This window comes from Streptomyces sp. NPDC006516 (assembly GCF_040611875.1).
Lineage (GTDB): Bacteria > Actinomycetota > Actinomycetes > Streptomycetales > Streptomycetaceae > Streptomyces.
The window spans coordinates 22,601-45,254 of record NZ_JBEXPD010000012.1 but is presented as its reverse complement, the minus strand read 5'-3'; the positions used below and the strand labels follow the sequence as shown (position 1 = coordinate 45,254).

The following is a 22,654-nucleotide window of genomic DNA, read 5'->3' as shown; positions in this document are numbered from 1 at the left end:
CTGTGGGACACGCCCGGTTCGCTAGGTGTTCGACACCGGGAGGGTGGGGGGAGTGGGGCTCAAGGTGACGAAGTCGGGCAGTCTGAAGCCGTGTTCGAGCAGCCGGGCGGCAACCGTGTGAGGGGTCAGCTTGAGGCTTTGGGCGGCCAGCGAGATGTGAAACAGCGGAACCGGCTCGTGGTGATCGAGCCAGGGGGCCACGGCGTCGAGATCGCGACTGAGAATGTGCAGGTCGCCCGGTTCGAGCGGTGGCAGGCGGGTCTGAGGGATGCGGTACCCGAACTGGGCTAGCCGGAAGACGATTCGGTCCGATGTGTAGCCGGTGGCGGAGGCAGCCATGGCGATATGCGTGGGATGAACTGGCGCGTCGATGTCGAGCCATGGTGCCCGGCCGTTGCAGTTGACACTGAGAATGCGCAAATCGCCTGGTTCGTCCCCGGATGTCGAATGGGTGGGTGTGCGGAGGCCGAGCTCGGTCAGACGGCGGGTGAGACGCTCTGCGGACCAGCCCATGTGAGCTGCGGTTTGGGCGATGTGGCCAGGACTGATGGTCCTGTCCGGACTCAGCCAGGGCGCCTCCCCGTTTTGGCTTTCACTCAGAATGCGGAAGTCCGCGGCTGTCAGTTGCGGCAAAGGCACGGCAGGGGTGCGGAAGCCGAATTCGGCGAGCCGGTCGTTGATCTCCTCGGCGGATCGCTTCGTCTTGGCGACTGCTTTTGCGACGTGCGCAACGCTGACCCCAGCTGACGGGTTCAGCCAGGGGCCCCGTGCGTCCAGATCACGACTGAGGATGACCGTGTCGTCGGGCTCGTCCGTCGGCATCGGGTCGACGAGTGTGCGGTAGCCGAGTTCGGTCAGACGCCCAGTGATGTGGGCCGGCCTGTGACCTGTCAGCCGCGCCGTTAGGATGATGCGCGCAGGGTCGACGATTTTGGCTGTGTCGAGCCACGGAGGAGTTCCCCCTCCGAAGCTTTCGCTGATGAAGTGGAGGTCGCCGTCCTCCAACTGGGGAAGAGGCGCGGCGGGTACGTTCAGGCCGAGTTCCTGTAGTCGCGAGGCTACTTCCTCGGCGGACAGTCCGGTCTTTCGGGTGACCTGCGCGATATGGCCGATGCTCATGGTGGAGTCGTGGTAAAAGGCTGACCCTACCCACCGTGACTGCCTCATCTGACCCGGCCATCCAGGCATGAGCAGGTAGATGTCGGAGGGGATGGGGAGATTTCTGGATGAGGATCTCGACGTGACGAACCCAGGAAAGTAGCCCGCGTCCGTCAGTGCTACCTCCCGAAACCTTCCCACGCCGGGGTTGGACTGAACTGCCGCCCAATCGCTGTCATAGTCGGCGGGACGGCTCAGTGCCTCGTCCTCCGCGAAGAATCCCGATTTGGTGATGTCCACCTCCTGACCCGCGATCCGCCAGGGCGCGAAGCCGATGCGTACCGCTTCGGCGAAGATCTGATCGGCGAGCGCAGGGCTCTCCTCCAGCACCCCCGCGAGCCAGGCGTGCTGGAACACGGCGTCCTTCGCGGCGAGCAGGGCCGGGATCTCCTGGCGGAGCAACCGTTCGACCTCGACCGTGTCCGGGTCGATGATCTTCCGCCGGTCCACGGTGAGCCGCGGCGTGTGACTTCCCGACAGGTTCACCACTGCCCCGAAGCGGTGTTCGCCGGCCCACAGGCCGTCGGCGAGCACCGCGCCGCCGGTGTTGCACCACCAGACAGCGGGATTCGAACCGGCGAGAGTGACCACGCCCTCCTCTCGCAGGCTGGTGGGCAGGTGGGGATCGTCCGAGCCGAGCGGAGCCTCGTCGCAGAGGCGGTTCGCCTCCCAGGTCAGCGACTGGCCGTCGTCGTCCTCGGCCGTGACGTCGAAGTCGGACAGCCACAGAATGCGACGCAGTACGTCGACGCAGGAGGCGACCTCCGGCGACCGGAGCCTGAGGCGGACGCTGGTATAGGCCTCGGTGCTGCGCTCCAGGCGCTGGATCCTGAACAGGGAACCGGGGCCGGCGATCTCGACCCGCAGGTGCTCGCCCGGCAGCCCCTCAGGGGTGAGGCGGCAGGTCGTGACAGTGATGTCGTCCGCCAGCATGAAGTAGCTCAGAACCCCCACACCGAACTGGCTGTTGGGGTGCATGGAAATGTCGTGCTCCTGCCATCGAGCCCGCTCCTCGATGTACTCCGGCAGGTCCGCGAAACGCATGCCGGCGTGCGAGAAGACATCGCGGAGTTCGACCTCCCCCATCCCGATCCCGTTGTCACGGCACTCCAAGTAGTGGCCGGCCTCGTCGGCTCCCTGACGGAAGGTGATGTGACCCTTGTACGGGGCCACCTGCGATCCCGTGGCCCGCAGGTAGCGCGTACGCGCGTCCCGGTACCGGCAGGCGTCCAGGGCGTTCTGGTACAGCTCACGTATCGCGAGGGCTGGATCTCCGTACAGCTCCTCGCCCATCAGCAGTTCCTGGATGCGGTCGTCCGCGAGCCGGAAACGCAGTTCGGTGGACTCGTACGCCAGTCGGCCGCTCTCCTCGACGGCGGGCGTCACACGCTCGGCGGTGACATGCAGCGGCAGATTGCGCAGCAGCGCCGGCCGCTCCTCGTCCCCCGTCCTGATGTCGATCCTGGCCAGCAGAGTGTCGAGCGCCGCCGCGTGCTGGCGTAGTCCGAGGTCGACCGCGAGGTGGCCGCAGGTGGCACTGAGGACCCTGGTCCGCCCGCTCGACTCCCAGCGGACATCGGCCAGCGTGTCGTGCAGCCCTGGGAGATCTACGGCGTATCCGATGCCGATGTGGTCGACGACCACGTCGGACAGGGTGATGGGGTCGACGGCGAAGAGATGCGCGATACGCAGCAGTTCGGCGAGCTGGTGCACGCGCACCCGCTGAGCGGTCTCCGCGACCCCCACGCTGCGGGGTCCCACGGAGGCATCCTCGGGCCTGCCGGGGAGCTGGGGTGAGCGCAAGAGCTGGGCCAGCAGCCGCGGTTCCAGCACATCCTCCACGAGCCGTTTCTCCCTCGGCGACCGTTTTCCCAACGGGACCGCGAGGTGGTCCAGCAGGGTCTCGACCGAGGCGGGCTCGTAGAGCCGGACCTGCCGTACCAGCCAGCGGTGGAAGAGCCACCAGCCGATGGCGTCGGAGGAGGCGCCGTCGCTGTTCCGCAGTGCGCGGCGCATCAACCGGGGCTGACCCCGCAGGAAGGCCTCGTAACTCCTCCGGCCCGGGGACGTGCTCTCCACATCGGTGAGGTCGGTCGGAGCGATCGCGCTGTAGCGGCTCGCGTTGTACTTCCAGAAGGCGGCGTGCAGATAGGGGTGGGTGACGAGGAGGAACACCTCTGCGGCGGAGAGCTCCAGTTCCTCCGGGCGTGCGCTGCTGTCGAGGAGCAGGCTGTCGGTCCACTCGGCCACCCGGTCGGCGTACGACAGGGAGTACCAGGGATCGCCGGCGCAGGCCGCACTGTCCCACGTCGTAGCGGCGGCGGCCCTTGCGGCGAGGGCGGTGGCGGTGTCGCGCAGCAGGGAGAGTCCACGCTCGTCGGCCACGTAGTTCCACAGCGGGTGGTCGCGCGCCGCGGTCACCCATTCGTGGTCCTCGGTCTGCGCCTCGGCTCCGTAGCCCGCACCGCCCTCCGGGGTGCTCGTGTACGCGCGGTTCCGGGCGAGCACGATCTGATGGCCGAGGTCGCGGGTGCTCATCCTGGGCCGGGGGACCCGGATGCCCTCAACCTTCCGGCCGTGCAGCCTGGTGTGCAGGGCGTTGAAGACATCGGTCATGGTGAGGTCTGGAAGGTGCTCGCCCTGCCGTCCGCCGGTCAGTTCGCCCCGGAGCCCGTCGCTGAGGAGAGCGGTCAGTTCGAGCGTGAAGACACTGCCCTCGGGCAGGCAGAGAGATCGCTCCGTGTCGGCGGCCGAGGTGAGGACGCAGGCGCCGGTGATCTCCATGTCCAGCTGCGTCGGGGTGTGTTCGTCCGACATCGGCAGTGCCCGGCCGCTGAAGCAGCAGTCGATGACGACCACTTTCCGCTGTGCCCGCGACCCCGCGACGAGGTCACGGATGTCGCTGTACTTCACCGAGTGGTACGGCCGTCGCCCACTGCTGTTGTGGGTGGCGAGGAAGAACGAGCGATCACGGCCGCCGAAGTGCCCGTGTCCCGCGTAGTAGAACAGCAGGAGATCCGTGGCCTCCTCGGCCGCGTCGTGCAAGGTGTCGAGCAACTGCTGCTGTGTGCCGTCGGGCGGCACCACCGTGCAGTCCTGCTCGGCCAGCCCGCCGACGTCCTCGCTGGTGAGTAGGGAACGCAGCGCGGGAACGTTGTGCTGTACGCCGCTGAGCTGAGTCAGCTCGCCGAATTCGTGGACCCCGAAAAGGACTGCTCTGGACCGGCTGGGAGGAGAGGTCATTCGGCGGCTCCCACAGCGGGAGCGTCGTGCAGGCGGCGCAGCAGATCGGCCAGTTCCTCGGACGAGAGATGGCTGATGTCGACGCTGACGTTTCCGTGCACGAGGCGCTGTCCACCGGCCTCCTCGCCGCCGCCGCCGCCGCCGCCGCCGCCGCCGCCGCCGCTCCGCACCGGTGCCTCGTCGCGCCTCACGGAGCGCCAGGTCACGTAGGCGAGGGCGAAGTTCGCGATGTCGACCGCGTTGCCGAGGATCACGTCAACGGCTTCGAGGACGTTCATGGTGGGGCCGCTGTCGCCACCGACCGCGGTGACCTGCACCTGGGCGGTACCGGGATCGGTGGCCAGCCAGTCCTGAAGATCGACGAGCGCTTCCTCGTCGCCGTTTGCCGGAATGCGAAACTTCATCCCCCACCGTCCCCATGCGTGCGAAAGTGCCACAGCCGCCGCGAGCTTAGCCATGGCGTAGTCGCCCGGTGACTGAATCCTGCCAATCGAGTTCGGTGCGACGGCCTGACCTCGGCCGCGTCCTCGCCGAACGCGGACGGGACTGGACCGGCGCATCCGGTTCTTCACCGCCTGGGACAGTTCTCTCGCCCTCCGGGTCGCCCTTCGGGACTGGGACCCCGGCAGCGGCCCCCGCGGCCGACGCGGCGGCCCGTCCTGTCCGCACATCCGTGCACAGTGCCGACGCCCGTCTCTCTGTGTCGCTCCCTGGGGGTGAAGGCCTGGTGAGCCCTGCCCGTAGGGCAGCCGGATCGCCCCGCGCCGCCCGGCGATCGCGCCTCGTTGAGCGCGCCCGCGTCCGCGTCCCGCGCGGCGACCGTGGCGCTGCTCGAGCTTCTGCACGTCCCCGGCACGTGCCCTGACACGCGTGGCACCCCTGAGCTGCGCGGACAGTGGACGCGCATGTGGTGCTGCTGTGAGGACCGTTGACAAAACTGTGCCCTGCTAGAAACCTGTCACCTCGGCACCGCAAAATATTGACCGGATCGCTCAAAATTCTAGGTTATACGCGCGAGTTCCCGGCAGGTCGATGCTCGCCCTCCTGCCGGCGTCCCGGATCTTCCCCCCATCGGTGTACCGGCAGCCCGTACCGGCCCACGCCCGCCCTCCGACGCCCGCGCGTCCGGACGACGGGCTCCGAGCCCGCGCGTCCTGCCGGCGCCGAGTCCCACGGAACAGAGGACAGCATGAGATGGAAACAACTCGGATGGCGGTTCGTCGCCGGTGCGGTGACAGCCGCGCTGATGACCGTCGGGCTCCTGCCGGTCACCGCGGCGGCGGCCGTCCGGAGCACGGACCTGGCCCTCGGTAAGCCGGCGACGACCAGCGGGGCGCACGGCGCCTATCCGGCGTCGAACGTCACCGACGGCAGCCAGCAGACGTACTGGGAGAGCCCCGGCAGCTTCCCGCAGTGGGTACAGATCGACCTGGGCGGCCGGTTCGACGTCGACCAGGTGGTGCTGAAACTGCCGGCCACGTGGGAGGCGCGAACCCAGACCCTCGCCATCCAGGGAAGCACCGACGGCAGCGCCTTCAGCGCTCTGGCCGCCTCCGCCGCCCGGGTGTTCACCCCCTCCACGGGCAACACCGTCACCGTCGGATTCACCACGGCGCAGGTGCGGTACATCCGTGTGCAGGTGACCGCCAACACCGGCTGGAACGCCGCGCAACTCTCCCAACTGGAGGTTCACGGCGACGAGGACACCGGCCCGCCGCCCGCGAGCGGCTCCGACCTGGCGCTGAACAAACCGATCGAGGCTTCGTCGTACGCGCAGACCTACGTAGCGGCCAACGCCAACGACGGCAGGATCGGAACGTACTGGGAGTCGGGCGGGTACCCCGCGACGCTGACGGTGAAGCTCGGTGCCGACGCCGATGTCGAGGCCGTCGTCGTCAAGCTCTCCCCGGACCCGGCGTGGTCGACCCGCACGCAGAGCGTGCAGGTGCTCGGCCGCGCGCAGTCCGCCACCGGTTTCACCTCGGTGGTGGAGCGCGCCGACCGCACGTTCAGCCCTTCCGGGAACCAGAACACGGTGACGATCCCGGTCGACGGACGGTACGCGGACGTGCAGCTCAAGTTCTTCTCGAACACCGGTGCTCCCGGAGCCCAGGTGGCGGAGATCCAGGTGGTCGGAACCGCCGCCCCCAACCCTGATCTGACCGTCTCCGCACCCACCTGGTCACCCGCCTCCCCGTCGTCGGCGGACAGCGTCACCGTCAGCGCCACCGTGCGCAACATCGGCACGGCGTCCGCCGCCGCGACGACGGTCGCCGTCAGCCTCGAAGGTGTGGTCGCCGGCAGCGCGCCCGTGGCCGCCCTCGCCGCCGGAGGCTCGGCCACGGTGAGGGTCGACGTGGGCAGGCGGGCCATGGGTACGTACGGCGTGTCGGTTGCCGTCGACCCGACCGACACGATCGTGGAGAAGGACAACAGCAACAACAGCGCCACCGCGTCCTCGAAGCTGGTCGTCGGGCAGAGCCCCGGTCCCGACCTCGAGGTGCTCGGCATCACGTCCAGCCCGTCGAATCCCGCGGTGGGCGCGGCCGTCACGTTCACCGTCTCCGTCCGCAACCGCGGTACCACGGCGGTGACGTCCTCGACGGTCACCCGTCTCCTGGTGGAGACCACCACGCTGAACGGCACCACCGGCGCCATTCCCGCCGGAGGCACGGTGTCCGTGCCGGTCAGCGGGAGCTGGACCGCGAAGAGCGGTGGCGCCAACCTCACCGCCACCGCGGACGCGACGGGGCTGCTCACCGAGACCGACGAGAACAACAACGTCTTCTCGCGCGCCATCGTGGTCGGCCGCGGCGCCGCGGTCCCGTACACCGAGTACGAGGCCGAAAAGGGTTCCTACCAGGGGACGTTGCTCAAGGCCGACCGTGAACGCACCTTCGGGCACACCAACTTCGCCACCGAGTCCTCGGGTCGCGAGTCGGTCCGGCTCAACAGCACCGGTCAGTACGTCGAGATCACCTCGACCGTCCCCTCGAACTCGATCGTCGTACGCAACTCCGTGCCCGACGCCTCCGGCGGCGGCGGGGCGGAGGCCACCATCAGCCTGTACATCGACGACACCTTCGTCAGGAAGCTGACGCTCTCCTCCAAACACAGCTGGCTCTACGGCGACACGGACAGCCCGGAAGGCCTGACCAACCAGCCTCAGACGGATGCCCGCAGGCTGTTCGACGAGTCCAGCGCCCTGCTCGGCCGGACCTACCCCGCCGGGACCACGTTCCGTCTCCAGCGCGACGCGGGCGACTCCGCGTCCTTCTACATCATCGACCTCGTCGACCTGGAACAGGTGGCGCCGGCGGCCGCCCAGCCGGCCGGCTGCACCTCGATCACCGCCTACGGGGCGGTTCCGAACGACGGCATCGACGACACGGACGCGCTCCAGCGCGCCGTGACAGCCGACCAGAACGGTGACATCGGCTGTGTGTGGATCCCGCCGGGGCAGTGGCGGCAGGAGCAGAAGATCCTCACCGACGACCCCCTGAACCGGGGTGAGTTCAACCAGGTCGGCATCCGGGACGTCACGATACGGGGCGCCGGCATGTGGCACTCCCAGCTCTACACCCTCACCCCGCCCCAGGACGCGGGCGGCATCAACCACCCGCACGAGGGGAACTTCGGTTTCGACATCGACGACAACACGAAGATCTCGGACCTGGCGATCTTCGGCTCCGGCACCATCCGGGGCGGGGACGGCAACGCCGAGGGCGGAGTTGCCCTCAACGGGCGCTTCGGCAAGGACACCAAGATCACGAACGTGTGGCTGGAGCACGCGAACGTCGGTGTGTGGGCGGGCCGCGACTACGCCAACATCCAGGAGCTCTGGGGGCCGGGTGACGGACTCGAATTCACCGGCATGCGGATCCGGAACACCTATGCGGACGGCATCAACTTCGCCAACGGCACCCGCAATTCGACGGTCTTCAACTCCTCCTTCAGGAACACCGGCGATGACGCCCTGGCCGTCTGGTCGAGCAAGTACGTGAAGGATCCGTCGGTGGACATCGGCCACGACAACCACTTCCGCAACAACACGATCCAACTGCCCTGGCGGGCCAACGGAATCGCGGTCTACGGAGGCTACGGCAACACCATCGAGAACAACATCATCTCCGACACGATGAACTACCCCGGCATCATGCTGGCGACGGACCACGACCCGCTGCCCTTCTCCGGGCAGACCCTGATCGCCAACAACGCGCTCCATCGCACGGGCGGCGCGTTCTGGGGCGAGGCCCAGGAATTCGGTGCCATCACCCTGTTCGCGGCCGGGCAGGACATCCCCGGTGTCACGATCCGTGACACCGACATCCATGACTCGACCTACGACGGGATCCAGTTCAAGTCCGGGGGAGGTGCTGTCCCCGGCGCGCAGATCCAGCGGGTGCGGATCACCGACTCCCTCAACGGATCCGGGATCCTGGCCCACGGGGGAGCGCGGGGCAGCGCGACCCTGACCGACGTGACCGTCACCGGCTCCGCCGACGGCGACGTCGTGATCGAACCCGGCTCACAGTTCGTCATCAACGGCGGTGCCCGGACGGCCGCCGGCCGGAGGTAGACCCAGGCCCCTCGGCAAGGGGGCAGGCACCGGGAAGCGGACCCGGGCCCTGCCCCCGGCAGGGGGAAGGGACCGGCCCCGGCCGGCACGCCAACGAGGCGTGCCGGCCGGGAGTACGTTCCGTGTCGCATTCCGGAGGCATCCCCGGCCAGCTCCGGAGTCAGAGGCGACCGCCCGGGACCACGGTGAAGGTGGGGGCTCCGGCCGGAAGGTCCACCGTGTACTGGCGCAGATAGGTGTCCAGATACGGGGAGCGGGCCCCGCCGGTCGCCACGTCGTCGGCCGGGTCGTCCAGGGCCAGCCGGAGCCGGCCGTTCTCCACCCGGACGGTCTCGCCGGACGGCGTGTCACGCCAGGACCCGGTCCTGATCGAACCGATCTCCACGGCCAGGACGTGACCGGCCGTCAGGGTCCAGTCGGTCGCCTTGAGATCGACCCGGAGCCGCCCGGAGGTCAGCAGCGACACCTGCTCGTCGAACATGACGGCGGTGCCGTCCGGGGCCACGTCGTACAGCTTGACCATGACGTTGCCCTTCCCCTCGGCGGTCAGGGAGATCTGCGGGGTTCCGGTGACACGCACGGCCCGCTCGACCGGTTTCGACCACACGAAGAAGCTGGATGTGACCGAACCGGCCTCCTGGAGTCGCGTGAGCCCCTCGGTGAGGCCCTCGGGAGCCACCAGATCCGTGGCGGGGGCGTTCTCCATGTCCCACTGCCCCGAAGGAAGCGTGCTCTCCCTCGGTGCCGGGACGCCCGAGGCCAGGGCCGCGAGCGCCGAGACCCCGCCGTCGTCCACGTACGAGCCGCCGCCGAGCGGGAGGGTGACGGAGCGGTCCACGACCGGCCAGGTCTTCTGTGCCCGCCAGGCGCCGGTGGAGTCCTCGACGGAGTAGGCCGGGTAGCGGACCACCGGCCGGACGCCCTTGAGGTACTGGTCGTAGAAGGCGAGGGTCTCGTCGTACCACCCCTCACGGCCCATGGCCAGTCTGCCGTCGCTCGTGCGGTCCCCTCCGCGTACGTGATCCCACTGGCCGACCCAGCCGCGTTCCGGCCCCTTGTGATTGTCGAGGTACTCCTGCATCTCCTCGGGCTTCGTGTTGTTCTCGATGAAGCCCTGGGTCACGAAGAGCGGGGTGTCGGTGCCGTTGGCCGACTTCGCCAGGTCGCGGGCGGTCCAGAACGCGTCGTCCCGGTCGGCGATCCGGAATCCGGCGGCGTTGTCCGTCAGGCATTCCGGATGGCTCTGCTCATAACGCGAGTTCGCCAGATAGCGTGCGTCGTCGTCCGCCATCTGGGACTGCGTGGCGATGGAGTTGTAGGCGTTGGCGGTTCCGGTGACGTTCGGGCGGGGCACCCCGTTGGAGTAGATGTACGGGTACATGTCCCAGAGGGGCTCCTGCGCGACGACCGCCTTGAGCGCGCGCTGGTCCAGGTTGTTGCCGATGAGCCCCGTCACGGCGTCGTACGACTTCCCGTACAGACCCACCGCACCCGTGGACCACGGCTGTCTCGCGGCCCAGTCGATCGCGGCCTTCACATCGGCCTGTTCGCCCGGGCCGCCCCAGTCGAGGCAGCCGGTGGAGCCGCCGAAGCCGCGCAGGTCCACCATGACGAAGGCGTAACCCTGGTCGAACAGGTCGGTGCCTTCGATGAAGTCCTGGAAGCGGGCGGAGGGGCCGGTGTGGGTCCAGCCCTCCACGGCGGACTGCCCCGAGTGCCCGAAGTACGGGCCGACCGACAGGATGACGGGCACCTTCGCCCGCCTGGGCAGGTTCTCGGGAAGCAGTACGTCGGCGTGCAGTTCGGTGCCGGACCGGTCCGACGAGGGGAAGTAGTGCTGCGTCCAGAGCGAGCCCTCGGGAACGCGGTCGTTCTCCTCGTGGCTGACGGGGTCGGTCGCGGTGGCGACCGCTACCGCGCGGGTGGGCGGGGCAGCGGGGCCGGAGGCGGCTGCGGTCCCGGCGAGGGCGCCGGTCAACGCGATGGTGGTGACCAGGGCCGAGGTGGCCCATCTGGCCGTGCGACGTGCTCTCACATGCTTCTCCCGGCTGGGTGGATACGGGGTTTCGCAGTGGTGCAGGCCGAGCAGCGGACCCCGGCCCGTGGTGAGAGGGCGCGGCGGTGGTCGCGCGCGTCCGCACAGCGAGGTCGCCGTCACGGACGCGGACCGGGGCCGACGGCGAGCGATTCTATGATCACCAGGAGAAAGCTTCAACAGGCACGTGTATCCCGCGTGTTACGGACCTGAGGACCCCTCAGCGACGCGGAGGGCACGGCGGCGGGCGTGGTGAGTCCCGCCGTGTACGTGACGCAGGGCGGCTCCCACCGTGGCAGCGGTGCGGTGGAGCCACGCGGTTCGATCGGGGGGTGGCGCCGAGTCCTCCGTGCGCCCGGGGCGTCGAGCGTGCGGTCAGGCCGGTTCGGAGGTGTCCCGCACGGGGGTGTCCTCGATCCGGGAGCCGGGTGCGCCGCGATCGGTGGCAGCCGGGCTGTGGGCGTGCTGCGGCGGTGCCTCGTCGTCGCCGGGGATCCCGGCCGGTGGCAGGCGCAGGACCAGCAGCGCGACGTCGTCGCCACCGGGGTCCATCCGCCGCAGCAGCTCGTCGAGGAAGTCCTCGATGTCCTGGCCCGCGAGGGCTCCGGCGTGCCGGCGCAGGGAGGCGAAGCCGGCTTCGATGTCGCGGTTGCGGCTCTCGACGAGCCCGTCGGTGTAGAGCAGGAGGGTCGAGCCGGGCGGCAGGTCCGCGCGGGCGTCGGGCCAGCTCAGCCCGAGGTGCAGGGCCGAGCTGAGGCCGAGGAGAGGGCCGTGACCCCCTTCGAGGAAGCGGGTCTGCCCCTCGGGGGTGATCAGGAGCGGCGGGGGGTGACCGGCGTTGACCCAGTGGAACTGCCAGGGTCCGCCCTCCGGGCCCTCGATGCGGGCGAAGACGCAGGTGGCCATGGGGGCGTCGCTGGTGTGGGTCATGGCCTCGTCCAGCCGGCGCATGATCAGGCTCGGAGGTTCGGTCCGGTCCCAGGCCAGGGCGCGCAGCATGTTGCGGACCTCCGCCATGTGGGCCGCGGCCTTCAGATCATGGCCGACGACGTCCCCGATGACCATCGTCAGCGCCCCGTCGCCGAGGAGGAAGGAGTCGTACCAGTCCCCGCCGATCTCCGCGGCGCTCTGGGCCGGCCGGTATCGGGCCGCCAGAGTCAGGTGGTCGACCTGTGGCAGGGGAGTCAGGAGCTGACGCTGCATGGTCTCCGCGACGTGCCGCTGCTGTTCGAACAGCAGGGCGGCCTCCATGACGAGGCCCGCGCGTCGCGCGATGTCGGTGAGCATGAACAGTTCGGCGTCGGTGTACGAGGAGCCCGGCGCGACCCGCGCCACGGTCAGTGCGCCGAAGACCTGCCTGCGGGTGTGCAGGGGCACCACGACCGCGCAGCTGCCGCCCAGCCGGTCGAACAGCGCCCGGTGGGCGCGGGCGAGCGGGCTGTCAGGCTCCTGCGCCAGGGCATTCGCGTCCAGCACGACGTGCCGCGCCTTGCGCAGGGCCCGCATCGCTGCCGAACGGGTGGATTCGTCCAGGGGCGGCAGGGGGCCCGTGAGCGCTTCGGCCGCCGCCTGGTCGCCGGGCGCACGCACCGCGACGCGACGCAGCCCGCCCGTCCCCCCTTCCGCGCAGGCGTCGATCGCGGCCCAGTCACCCATGTCCGGCACCAGCAGACCGATCAGCCTGTTCAGCATCTCCGTGGTGTCCAGGGTGGAGATGAGCACCGTCGAGACCTCCGCCACCATCGTCAGACGGGCGGTGAGGCCCTCGAGAGCGGCGAGGTAGGCGGCGGTCTGCTCGGCGGCGTCGCGGTGCAGGCTGAAGTCGTGGAAGACGACGACCGCGCCTTCCATCCGCCCTTGGTGCCGCAGCGGTGTGGCCGCCCAGATGATCGGGACCAGGCTCCCGTCCCCCTTCAGGAAGAGCTCCTCACTGCCCTCGGTCGGGCGCCCGCTCCTCAGGACGGCCAGCAGGCCGCACTCGCTGCGCGGGATCGGGCCACCGTCCCGACCGCGGTGCAGCAGATCGTGCAGATCCTGACCGAGCAGCTGCTCCTGCGGCCGGTCGAGGAGCTCCTGCGAGCGGGGATTGCAGGCGGTGAGCCGACCAGCGGTGTCGGTCACGAACACGCCCGCGCCCAGGCTGTCGAAGACCGTACGCATCATCGCGGTCTCCAGCAGCCCGTCCGAGGACCTCACCGCAAGGCCCCCGCCCTCTTCGGGCAGGCAGCGGTGCCCGCAGGCGCCACGTGGTCAGCGCACCGTGCCGGCGGTCGCCACACCTGCGGTACCTGGTCCACCGCCGTGGACGCCGTCTGGGGGGCCATGCGCTCATGCCTTCCGCTTCGTGACCGGAGCCGGGCCGGACCCGCCCGGCGAAGGACCCGGGCGGCGCCCGCAGCACCACAACACCTGTTCATCATTCATCCGGTACGCCCGTTCCGCCGCTCGGCAGGGCCGTCACGGCTGTACGGACCCGGGGCGGGGGAGCGGCCCGCGCGCACGGAAACCGGAGAGCGGCTGCCGTCCGCGGCCGGACCTGGCCTGCTCGGCGCACCGGTGCCCACCGCACCGCGTCACCATCGTCGCCGCCGTCCCGGACGGCGGCCCGTCCGCCCTGCGCGCGCTCATCGAGTCCGGCGCGGCCGTACACGCGGACCTCGCCCCGCACAGCCGGGACGGAGACAGGCGCCCCGCACACCGGCGGGAACCGCCGGTGCCGGCCGGGGCGGGGTTTCCGCCCGGCCGGCACCGGCTCACCCTGAGGGGGTCACCTCTCCAGTACGAGTGCGGAGCCCTGCCCCACCCCGATGCACAGTGTCGCCACGCCGACTCCGGCCCCGGCGGCCTTGAGCTGGTGGGCGATGGACCCGGCCAGGCGCGCTCCCGAAGCGCCGAGCGGGTGGCCGATCGCGATCGCCCCGCCGCGCGGGTTGAGCACCGACGGGTCGAGGTCGGGCCACTCCGCCAGGCAGCCCAGAACCTGAGCCGCGAAGGCCTCGTTGAGTTCGAGCGCCGCGAGATCCGCGAAGGTCCGGCCGGCGCGCTCCAAGGCCCTGTTCACGGCCTCGACGGGGGCGAGTCCGAAGTAATGGGGCTCGTTCGCGGACACCGCGGACGCCGTGATCCGGGCCAGCGGCTCCCGGCCGGTGGCCCGCAGCCCTTCCTCGTCGGCCAGCAGCAGGGCAGCCGCACCGTCGTTCAGCGGGGAGGAGTTGCCCGCGGTGACGGTCCCGTTCTCCGTACGGAACGAGGGACGGAGCTTGGCCATGGCCTCCAGCGAGGCGTCGTCCCTGATGCACTCGTCACGGTCCACGACGAGCGGATCGCCCTTGCGGCGCGGGATCGCCAGCGGCGCGATCTCGTCGTCGAACAGTCCGGCCGCCCGCGCCGCCGAGGCCTTCCGATGGGACGCGAGAGCGAACTCGTCCTGCTGCTCACGGCTGATGTCGTGCTTCTCCGCGATCAGCTCGGCGCTCTCGCCGAGCGGCACCGTCCACTGCGGATCCATCCGTGGGTTGACCATGCGCCAGCCCAGAGTGGTCGAGAACATCTCGGGGTGTCCGGCCGGGAAGGCACGGTCGCTCTTGGGCAGGACGTAAGGAGCACGGGTCATCGACTCGACTCCGCCGGCCACCACGAGCGAGTGGTCCCCCAGCGCCACGGCGCGTGCCGCGTGCACGACCGCCTCCAGACCGGAGGCGCAGAGCCGGTTGACGGTGACCCCCGGCACGGAGACCGGCAGACCCGCGAGGAGCGCGGCCATCCTGCCGACGTTGCGGTTGTCCTCACCGGCGCCGTTGGCGTTTCCGAGCACCACGTCACCGATGCGCGACGGGTCGAGCTCCGGGGTGCGGTCGAGCAGTGCGCGGATGGCGTGGGCGGCGAGGTCGTCGGGCCGGACGGGTGCGAGCGCCCCGTTGTACCTGCCGACCGGGGTCCGGACCGCGTCGACGACGTACACGTCACGCGGGCGGAAGCTCATGACGCGATCCTCGCGGCCGTGCGGACGGGAGCGGCCGTCCTCGCGAGCACGTCGGCCTCACTCACGCCGGGGGCGGTCTCCACCAGGACCAGTCCGTCCTCGGTCACGTCGAGCACGGCGAGCTCGGTGATGACACGGTGGACACACGCCTTGCCGGTGAGCGGCAGGGAGCACTCCTCGACGATCTTCGGGCTGCCGTCCTTGGCGGTGTGCGTCATGGTCACGATGACACGGCGTGCCCCGTGCACGAGGTCCATGGCTCCGCCGATCCCGGTCACCATCTTTCCCGGCACCGCCCAGTTGGCGAGGTCGCCCCGGGCGGAGACCTCCATGGCGCCCAGCACAGCGGTGTCGATGTGACCGCCGCGGATCATGCCGAAGGAGAGCGCCGAGTCGAAGAACGAGGCCCCCGGCCTGACGGTCACCGTCTCCTTGCCCGCGTTGATCAGATCGGGGTCGACGTCCTCGTCGTACGGGAAGGCGCCGGTGCCCAGGATGCCGTTCTCGGACTCCAGGACGACGTGCACGCCCTCGGGCAGGTGGTTGGGGATCAGCGTCGGCAGCCCGATGCCGAGGTTGACATATTCGCCGTCGCGCAGCTCGGCCGCCGCCCTCGCGGCCATCTCGTTCCGGTTCCAGGCCATCAGTCCCGTGCCTCCCGCTCGGTGATCGTCCGCTTCTCGACCTTCTTGTCCACGGCCTGCTCGGGGGTGAGCGCGACGACCCGCTGCACGAAGATGCCGGGCAGGTGGACATGGTCCGGGTCGATCTCGCCCGGCTCCACCAGCTCCTCCACCTCGGCCACGGTGACGCGGCCGGCCATGGCGGCGAGCGGGTTGAAGTTGCGCGCGGACTTGTTGAAGACGAGGTTGCCGTGCCGGTCGCCCTTCGCCGCCCTGACGAGGGCGAAGTCGGTGCGGATGCTGTGCTCCAGGACGTACGCGGTGCCGTCGAAGTCGCGTACTTCCTTGGGCGGCGAGGCCACGGCGACGCCGCCCTCACCGTCGTAGCGCCAGGGCAGTCCGCCCTCGGCGACCTGCGTGCCGACACCCGCGGGCGTGTAGAAGGCGGGTATCCCCGCGCCCCCCGCCCGCAGCCGCTCGGCCAGCGTGCCCTGGGGGATCAGCTCCAGCTCCAGCTCGCCCCCGAGGTACTGCCGCGCGAACTCCTGGTTACCGCCGATGTACGAGCCGGTGACCCGGCTGATGCGTCCGGCGGAGAGCAGCACCGCGAGCCCGGAGTCCATCGCTCCGCAGTTGTTGGACACGACGCCGAGCCCGCTGACTCCGCTCGCGTACAGGGCATCGATCAACACGTTCGGCACACCGCTGAGACCGAAGCCTCCCACCGCCACCGAGGCGCCGTCCGGCACGTCGGCGACGGCCAGCGCCGCAGACGCGACCACCTTGTCCATAGGACCGTCCATCCATTAGTGTTCGCATAGTGAAGTTTCCTTCACTATGATGCGAGGAGTCTGCCGCCCGGATCGGAGCCCTGTCAACGGTCCTGGCCCTTGCCGCCCCCACCCGACGGAGAGACAGATGGCACCGACCGGCACGTCACGGCCGGGCGCCCAGGCGCCCCCGGAGGCCGTCGCCCCGCTCATGCGCGGCATCGCCGTGCTCCGCCGGCTGACCGACGCCGACGGCTCCCTCAGCCTCAGCGAGCTGGAGCGGGCCACCGGGCTCGCCCGCTCCACCGTCGACCGGGTCACGCTCACCCTGGCCCGCACGGGGTACGTCCGCATCGAGGGCCGGACCGTCACGCTCGCCCCGCGCCTCATGGAACTGGGCAACGCCTACCTCTCCTCGGTCCGCGTCCCCGGCCTCCTGGGCGCCGAGGTGGACGCCCTCGCGGGCGAGCTCGACGAATCCGTGTCGCTCGCGGTGCCCGACGGCGGAGGCATCCGCTTCGTGCACCAGGCCATCCGGCGCCGGGCGATGTCCCTGCGCTTCCGCATCGGCGACCTGCTGCCCGCCGAACGCACGGGCCCCGGCACGCTCTTCGCGACCCTCTGGGGGCCGCAGGAGTGGCAGTCCTGGCGGGAGAGGCGGACCGCGGACCCGGAGGGAGCCGGTTTCCCGTCGCTTCCCGCGCGTCCCTTTCCGGCGGACGATCTCTTCGAGGAGCGGGTGGAAGCGGCGCGGAGCGACGGCTGGGTGCTGGACGACCAGCTGATCGAGCCCGGTCTCCTCGCCCTCTCCGTACCCGTACGCGACGCCGCCGGAGGCATCGTGTGCGCGCTGAGCGTGGTCAGCCACACCAGCAGGCACACCGCGCGAGGGCTGCGCGAGAGCCTGCTGCCGCGGCTGCGCGACGCCGCGGCGGCCATGGCGTCGCGGCTCCGGGAGGAGCCCGCGCCCGCCCCGGCGCCGGACTCCGTGTCCGCCCCGGGGCCCCTCGCCTCGTGGACGGCGGCCTCGAAGCAGGAGCTGGGCCGGGAGTTCATCGAATCCCTCGCCAGGGGCCTCACCGTCATCACGGCCTTCGACGAGGCAGGCCCGGACCCGACCCTCAGCGACCTCGCCCGCGCCACCGGCCTGTCCCGTGCCTCAGCGCGCCGGGCGCTGATCACCCTCGAACACCTGGGCTATGTGACGGCCGACGGACGCGGCCATGTGCTCACCCCGCGCGTACTGGCGCTCGGGTACCCGTCGCTCTCCCGCATCACCCTGCCCCGGATCGCCCAACCGCATCTCGCCGCGCTGGCCGGCCGGATCCACGACTCCGCTTCCCTGGCCGTCCTCGTGGACGACTCGGTGCAGTACACGGCGCGTGCCGCCACCCACCGCATCATGAACGTCGACATCACCGTCGGCACCCGTTTCCCCGCCTACGCCACCTCGCTGGGCCGCGTGCTGCTGGCCGGACTGCCGGGCGACGGGCTCAGGTCCGTCCTCGCCCACGCCGAACTGCGTCCGCTGGCCCCGCACACGCTCACCCGCCGCACCGAACTCGAGGCCGTGCTGGAGCAGGTGCGCGCCGAGGGGTACGCCCTGGTCGACGAGGAACTGGAGGCCGGCCTGCGCTCGATCTCGGTCCCCGTCCGGGACCGGGCCGGTGCGACGGTCGCCGCGATCAACGTGGCGATGCACAGCAGCAGCCGGACCATCGCGGAGTGCCTGGAGCAGGTGCTGCCCCAACTACGCGTCACGGCGGAGAGCATCGAGTCCGAACTGCACATCGCGTCCCGCTACACCCACGTGGCCGTGGTGTGAGGGGTGTTCAGGAACAGGCCGCCGGGCGCCTCGCCTCGGGTGACCGCCGGTCCGACGCCACCTCAGGCGTGGAAGCCGTTGCACACGACGGAGGTGAAATCGGAGGGCCCGCCCTCCACGTGGTACAGCACCACGGTCCAGTCACCCCTGTCGTCGCCCACGGGAATGGCGTCGACGGTCCGGTCGCCGAAATGGCCACGGAAGTCCTCGGGGTACCTGAAGGTGATCGTGCCGCCCGAGGACCATTCCGAGAAGACGTCGACGGGCTTGCTGGTGAAGCCGATTCCCTTGCTGACGGCCCGGGTGGGGCGGCCCGTGGCGGGGTCGGTCCCGTGAGGAGGCCGCACACCTACGGCCACGTAGTACGGCGCGGGCCGCTTTCCCCGCCCCGCTTTCTCCGGCCGCAGTTGCACCGAGGCGGTGTCGGACCCGGTGGTGTGCGAGACGGAGGAGTTCAGGTTCGCCGGCAGCGAGGCCATGCCGAGGCCGGGCAGGTCGCAGGAGCCGATGCCCTGGGCCGCCTGCCAGGGGTCGTCGGACAAGGTCCAGCGGTCCTGCGACTCAGGGTCGCCGGCGATGTGGTCCGGCGGTCCCGGGGCCGGTGCGGCGGTGGTGGGGCTGCCCGGCCCCTCCGCACCGGCGGTCCGTGCCGCCCCGGCCGTCGGCCCCGCCCCGTCCGGTCCGCCGTCCGGTTGCCCCGAGAGGAGCCAGGCGGTCACGGACGCGGCCAGCACCGCGGCGACCGCCGCGAGGCCCATCGCCCCACGGCGGCCGGTGCGGGATCCGGCCGTACGGCGCTCAGCGCCGTCGTACGGAGTGGCCCCCTGCGGCGCGGAGGGTGCCGCGGACGCGTCGGGCTCCGCCCCGCCGGGGGCCCGCGTGGAGGCGGTCGCGGCCTCCTCCCGTAAGGCCGTGTTGTCCCCCCGTACAGCCGTGGCGTCGTCCCGTACGGCCGTGGCGTCCGCGCGTACGGCCGTGGCCATCTCGCCCGTCCCCCTCACGTCCTCGCCCGTCGCGAGGTCCTCGGCTGCGGCGGCGCGGGCCTCGCGCACCGCCGCGGCCCCGGCCCCGTTCAGCGATCGGTAGTGGGCGTCCGTGACGAGGGCCGAGTCCACCGCGCACCGTGCTATCACCGACGCTGGATCCGGACGGGCGGCCGGGTCCTTGCTGACGCAGTCCCGGATCAGTTCCGCCAGCGCGGCGGGCACGCCGGTCACGTCGATGTCCTCGTGCACGGCCCGGTAGCTCACCGACGCCGCGTCCCCGGAGCCGAACGGCGCTCTCCCGGTCGCCGTGTAGGCGAGCGTCGCACCCAGGGCGAAGACGTCAGCGGCCGGGCCGACCTCGTTGCGCAGGACCACCTCGGGTGCCGCGAATCCGGGGGTCCCCGGACCCATGCCGTCGCGCGTCAGCACCGTCTGCCCCAGTGACCGGGCGATACCGAAATCGATCAGCTGTGGACCCTGCGGCGACAGGATCACGTTCTGCGGCTTCAGATCCCGATGCGTGACCCCGTGGACATGGACCGCCGAGAGCCCCTCGGCGAGGGCGGCGAAGAGCTTCAGCGCGCTGCCAGGCGGGAAAGGCCCGTGCTCACGCACTGCTGCGCGCAGCGTGGGGCCGGACACGTACTCGGTGGCCAGCCAGTAGGGCGCCGCGTCCAGCGACGCCTCGATCAACCGGGCGGTGCCGGCGCTGCGTACGGCCTCCACGGTGGCGGCCTCCCGGCGGAAACGGGCCAGCGCCTCCGGGTGATCACTGATCTCGTCCCGGATCACCTTCACGGCCACCAGCCGCCCGCCGGGGGAGCGGCCCAGATACACCTGCCCCATCCCGCCGGCTCCCAGCCTGGCGATCAACTGGTACGCGCCGATGCGCGCGGGATCCTGAGGCCGCAGCTCGTCCACGGCACGAACTGTGCCACATCCATGCCCCTCGCTGTCCGGAGTCCGTGAATGCGGGGGAACCGCCCGCGGCGGGGTGGCCTGACGGGAGCCGGCGGGGGTAGGCGACGGGTCGACGGCAAGGTGCGCCACCGTCACCGGGCAGGACGTCCGCCGTCCGGCGAGCACCGTGACCCCGCCGCACAGCCGGGCCCCCTCCGGGTGCGGACGGCGGCGAGGGAACAGAGGATGCGAGGGATGGTGAGCCGCACCTGCCGGCTCCGGCGTACCGAGAAGCGACATCCGAGGGAGACGACACCATGGCGCCCGAGCGATCCACTTCCGGCAGCACGGGGACGCGGGACCCCGGCCTCGCCCTCCCCGTCGCCGACCGAGTCGGCTGGACCCCCCTGGACGTACGGGCGGTGGACACCGTGCGGGTGCTCGCCGCCGACGCCGTGCAGAAGACCGGCAACGGCCACCCCGGTACGGCGATGAGCCTGGCCCCCCTCGCCTACCTGCTGTTCCAGCGGATCATGCGGCACGACCCGGCCGACGACCAGTGGCTGGGCAGGGACCGCTTCGTCCTCTCCTGCGGCCACACGAGCCTCACGCTCTACATCCAGCTCTACCTCGCCGGCTACGGCCTCGAACTGGAGGACCTCAAGGCCCTGCGGACCTGGGACTCGGCGACCCCGGGGCACCCGGAGTACCGGCACACCAGGGGCGTCGAGATCACCACGGGGCCGCTCGGCCAGGGCATGGGCGCCGCCGTCGGGATGGCGATGGCCGCCCGCAGGGAGAGGGGCCTGCTCGACCCGGACGCCGCGCCGGGCACGAGCCCCTTCGACCACCACGTGTACGTGCTGGCGTCCGACGGCGACATGATGGAAGGCGTGGCGTCCGAGGCCGCGTCCCTCGCCGGTCACCAGCAGCTGGGCAACCTCATCACCTTCTACGACTCCAACCACATCTCCATCGAGGACGACACCGACATCTCGTTCAGCGAGGACGTCCCGGCCCGCTTCGCCGCGTACGGCTGGCACGTACAGACCGTGGACTGGACCCGCACCGGAGACTACGTCGAGGACGTCGACGCGCTGTTCACCGCGATCGAGGCCGCGAAGGCGGAACGGTCCCAGCCCTCGCTGATCATGCTGCGCACCATCATCGGATGGCCCGCACCGACGAAGCGGAACACCGGCAAGGCGCACGGCGCCGCGCTGGGGGACGAGGAGGTCGCCGGCACCAAGCGGCTCCTCGGCTTCGACCCGGAGGTGTACTTCCCCGTCGAGGGCGAAGTCCTGGCCCACACCCGGGCGGTGGGGGAGCGGGGCAGGGCGGAGCGCAAGCGCTGGCAGCAGTTCTACGAGGAGTGGCGGACCGCGAACCCCGGCAGGGCCGCTCTGCTGGACCGGCTGCGGGAGCAGGAACTGCCCGACGGCTGGACCGAGGCCCTGCCCGTGTTCCCGGCCGACGCCAAGGGCATGGCGACCCGCAAGGCCTCCGGAGAGGTGCTCACCGCTCTCGCCCCGGTGCTGCCCGAACTCTGGGGCGGTTCGGCGGACCTCGCCGGGAGCAACAACACGACCATGGACGAAGAGCCTTCCTTCGTACCCGCCGACCGTCAGACCTCGGAGTTCAAGGGCGGCCCCTACGGCCGCACGCTTCACTTCGGCATCCGTGAGCACGCGATGGGGGCCGTACTCAACGGGATCGCCCTGCAGAGCCTGACCCGCCCCTACGGAGGCACGTTCCTCACCTTCAGCGACTACATGCGCCCGGCGGTCCGCCTCGCCGCACTCATGAAGCTTCCCGCCACCTACGTGTGGACGCACGACTCGATCGGCCTCGGCGAGGACGGCCCGACCCATCAGCCCGTCGAGCACCTGGCCGCTCTGCGTGCGATCCCCGGCCTCGACGTCGTGCGTCCCGGCGACGCCAACGAGACCGCGGTCTGCTGGCGGACCGTCCTGCAGCACACAGACCGGCCCGCCGGGCTCGTCCTGACCCGGCAGAACCTGCCGGTACTCGACCGCGACGACGGCGTGCACGCCCCCGCGGAGGGAGCCGCGCGCGGAGCCTACGTCCTCGTGGAAGCCGCCGGCTCCGCTCCCGACGTCATCCTCGTGGCGACCGGGTCCGAGGTCCACATCGCCCTCGACGCGCGCAAGCTGCTGATCGACGAGGGGCTGGCCGTACGCGTGGTCTCCATGCCCTGCCGTGAATGGTTCGCCGAACAGCCGGTGGCTTACCAGGACGAGGTACTGCCGCCCGAGGTGCGTGCCCGTGTCAGCGTCGAGGCCGCGGTCGGCCAGGGCTGGCGCGAGGTGGTCGGCGACGCCGGCCGGATCGTGAGCCTGGAGCACTACGGAGCCTCCGCCGACTACCAGAGGCTGTACGAGGAGTTCGGCCTCACCGCCGAAGCGGTCGCCGCCGCGGCACGGGGCAGCATCCGTGACGCGGTGGAGCCTCCCAGGCCGGGCGGCCACCGGGCCTGAACACCCCTGGCCCGCGTCTCCCGCGATCGGGCCCCGCCTCGGACGCGGGGCCCGA

The 22,654-nt window shown here is 70.9% G+C and carries 11 protein-coding genes; 3 read left to right on the top strand and 8 right to left on the bottom strand.

Annotation, left to right across the window (positions count from 1 at the left end):
• Positions 1–21: 21 nt before the first annotated feature.
• Positions 22–4,401, bottom strand: a complete 4,380-nt coding sequence (locus ABZY45_RS27050) for a caspase family protein (RefSeq protein WP_356743856.1) — start codon at positions 4,399–4,401, stop codon at positions 22–24.
• Complete coding sequence (locus ABZY45_RS27045; RefSeq protein ID WP_356743855.1) at positions 4,398–4,805, bottom strand: hypothetical protein; 408 nt, start codon at positions 4,803–4,805, stop codon at positions 4,398–4,400. Before ABZY45_RS27045 ends, ABZY45_RS27050 begins: the two co-directional genes overlap by 4 nt.
• A gap of 785 nt (positions 4,806–5,590) precedes the next feature.
• On the opposite strand from ABZY45_RS27045, the gene ABZY45_RS27040 reads away from it, so the two are divergent.
• Positions 5,591–8,980, top strand: coding sequence for a CARDB domain-containing protein (locus ABZY45_RS27040; RefSeq protein WP_356743853.1), 3,390 nt, complete (start codon positions 5,591–5,593; stop codon positions 8,978–8,980).
• A gap of 160 nt (positions 8,981–9,140) precedes the next feature.
• Here the strand turns inward: ABZY45_RS27040 and ABZY45_RS27035 are convergent, their stop codons facing one another.
• The 5 genes from ABZY45_RS27035 to ABZY45_RS27015 all read right to left on the bottom strand — a co-directional run bounded on the left by ABZY45_RS27035 (position 9,141) and on the right by ABZY45_RS27015 (position 16,411).
• Positions 9,141–11,015: a CocE/NonD family hydrolase gene (locus tag ABZY45_RS27035; RefSeq protein WP_356743851.1), complete on the bottom strand. Its 1,875-nt coding sequence runs from the start codon at positions 11,013–11,015 to the stop codon at positions 9,141–9,143.
• Between the two features lie 375 nt (positions 11,016–11,390).
• A complete protein-coding gene (locus ABZY45_RS27030; protein ID WP_356744177.1) occupies positions 11,391–13,178 on the bottom strand; it encodes a SpoIIE family protein phosphatase in 1,788 nt (595 codons plus the stop codon).
• Between the two features lie 604 nt (positions 13,179–13,782).
• Positions 13,783–14,997 carry a thiolase family protein gene (locus ABZY45_RS27025; RefSeq protein ID WP_356743849.1) on the bottom strand — a complete coding sequence of 405 codons (1,215 nt, stop codon included), beginning with the start codon at positions 14,995–14,997 and terminating at the stop codon, positions 13,783–13,785.
• Positions 14,994–15,641 (bottom strand): CoA transferase subunit B, encoded by a 648-nt coding sequence (locus tag ABZY45_RS27020; protein ID WP_356743847.1) that lies wholly within the window; start codon positions 15,639–15,641, stop codon positions 14,994–14,996. The genes ABZY45_RS27025 and ABZY45_RS27020 overlap by 4 nt, the downstream gene beginning before the upstream one ends.
• A complete protein-coding gene (locus ABZY45_RS27015) occupies positions 15,641–16,411 on the bottom strand; it encodes a CoA transferase subunit A (protein ID WP_356743845.1) in 771 nt (256 codons plus the stop codon). The genes ABZY45_RS27020 and ABZY45_RS27015 overlap by 1 nt, the downstream gene beginning before the upstream one ends.
• 127 nt (positions 16,412–16,538) lie before the next feature.
• Between ABZY45_RS27015 and ABZY45_RS27010 the strand changes: the two genes are divergently transcribed.
• Positions 16,539–18,215 carry an IclR family transcriptional regulator C-terminal domain-containing protein gene (locus ABZY45_RS27010; protein WP_356743843.1) on the top strand — a complete coding sequence of 559 codons (1,677 nt, stop codon included), beginning with the start codon at positions 16,539–16,541 and terminating at the stop codon, positions 18,213–18,215.
• Between the two features lie 62 nt (positions 18,216–18,277).
• Here ABZY45_RS27010 and ABZY45_RS27005 read toward each other — a convergent pair whose 3' ends face one another.
• Positions 18,278–20,122, bottom strand: a complete 1,845-nt coding sequence (locus ABZY45_RS27005; RefSeq protein WP_356743841.1) for a protein kinase — start codon at positions 20,120–20,122, stop codon at positions 18,278–18,280.
• A 296-nt stretch (positions 20,123–20,418) separates the two neighbouring features.
• On the opposite strand from ABZY45_RS27005, the gene tkt reads away from it, so the two are divergent.
• Positions 20,419–22,599 (top strand): transketolase, encoded by a 2,181-nt coding sequence (gene tkt / locus ABZY45_RS27000; protein ID WP_356743839.1) that lies wholly within the window; start codon positions 20,419–20,421, stop codon positions 22,597–22,599.
• The last annotated feature ends 55 nt before the right edge of the window (positions 22,600–22,654 follow it).

Bases quoted from the DNA above. Each gene is read 5' to 3' on its own strand.
- ABZY45_RS27050 (WP_356743856.1), bottom strand. From the start codon at position 4,401: ATGACCTCTCCTCCCAGCCGGTCCAGAGCAGTCCTTTTCGGGGTCCAC.
- ABZY45_RS27025 (WP_356743849.1), bottom strand. From the start codon at position 14,997: ATGAGCTTCCGCCCGCGTGACGTGTACGTCGTCGACGCGGTCCGGACC.
- ABZY45_RS27040 (WP_356743853.1), top strand. From the start codon at position 5,591: ATGAGATGGAAACAACTCGGATGGCGGTTCGTCGCCGGTGCGGTGACA.
- ABZY45_RS27010 (WP_356743843.1), top strand. From the start codon at position 16,539: ATGGCACCGACCGGCACGTCACGGCCGGGCGCCCAGGCGCCCCCGGAG.
- tkt (WP_356743839.1), top strand. From the start codon at position 20,419: ATGGCGCCCGAGCGATCCACTTCCGGCAGCACGGGGACGCGGGACCCC.
- ABZY45_RS27030 (WP_356744177.1), bottom strand. From the start codon at position 13,178: ATGATGCGTACGGTCTTCGACAGCCTGGGCGCGGGCGTGTTCGTGACC.
- ABZY45_RS27045 (WP_356743855.1), bottom strand. From the start codon at position 4,805: ATGAAGTTTCGCATTCCGGCAAACGGCGACGAGGAAGCGCTCGTCGAT.
- ABZY45_RS27020 (WP_356743847.1), bottom strand. From the start codon at position 15,641: ATGGCCTGGAACCGGAACGAGATGGCCGCGAGGGCGGCGGCCGAGCTG.
- ABZY45_RS27015 (WP_356743845.1), bottom strand. From the start codon at position 16,411: ATGGACAAGGTGGTCGCGTCTGCGGCGCTGGCCGTCGCCGACGTGCCG.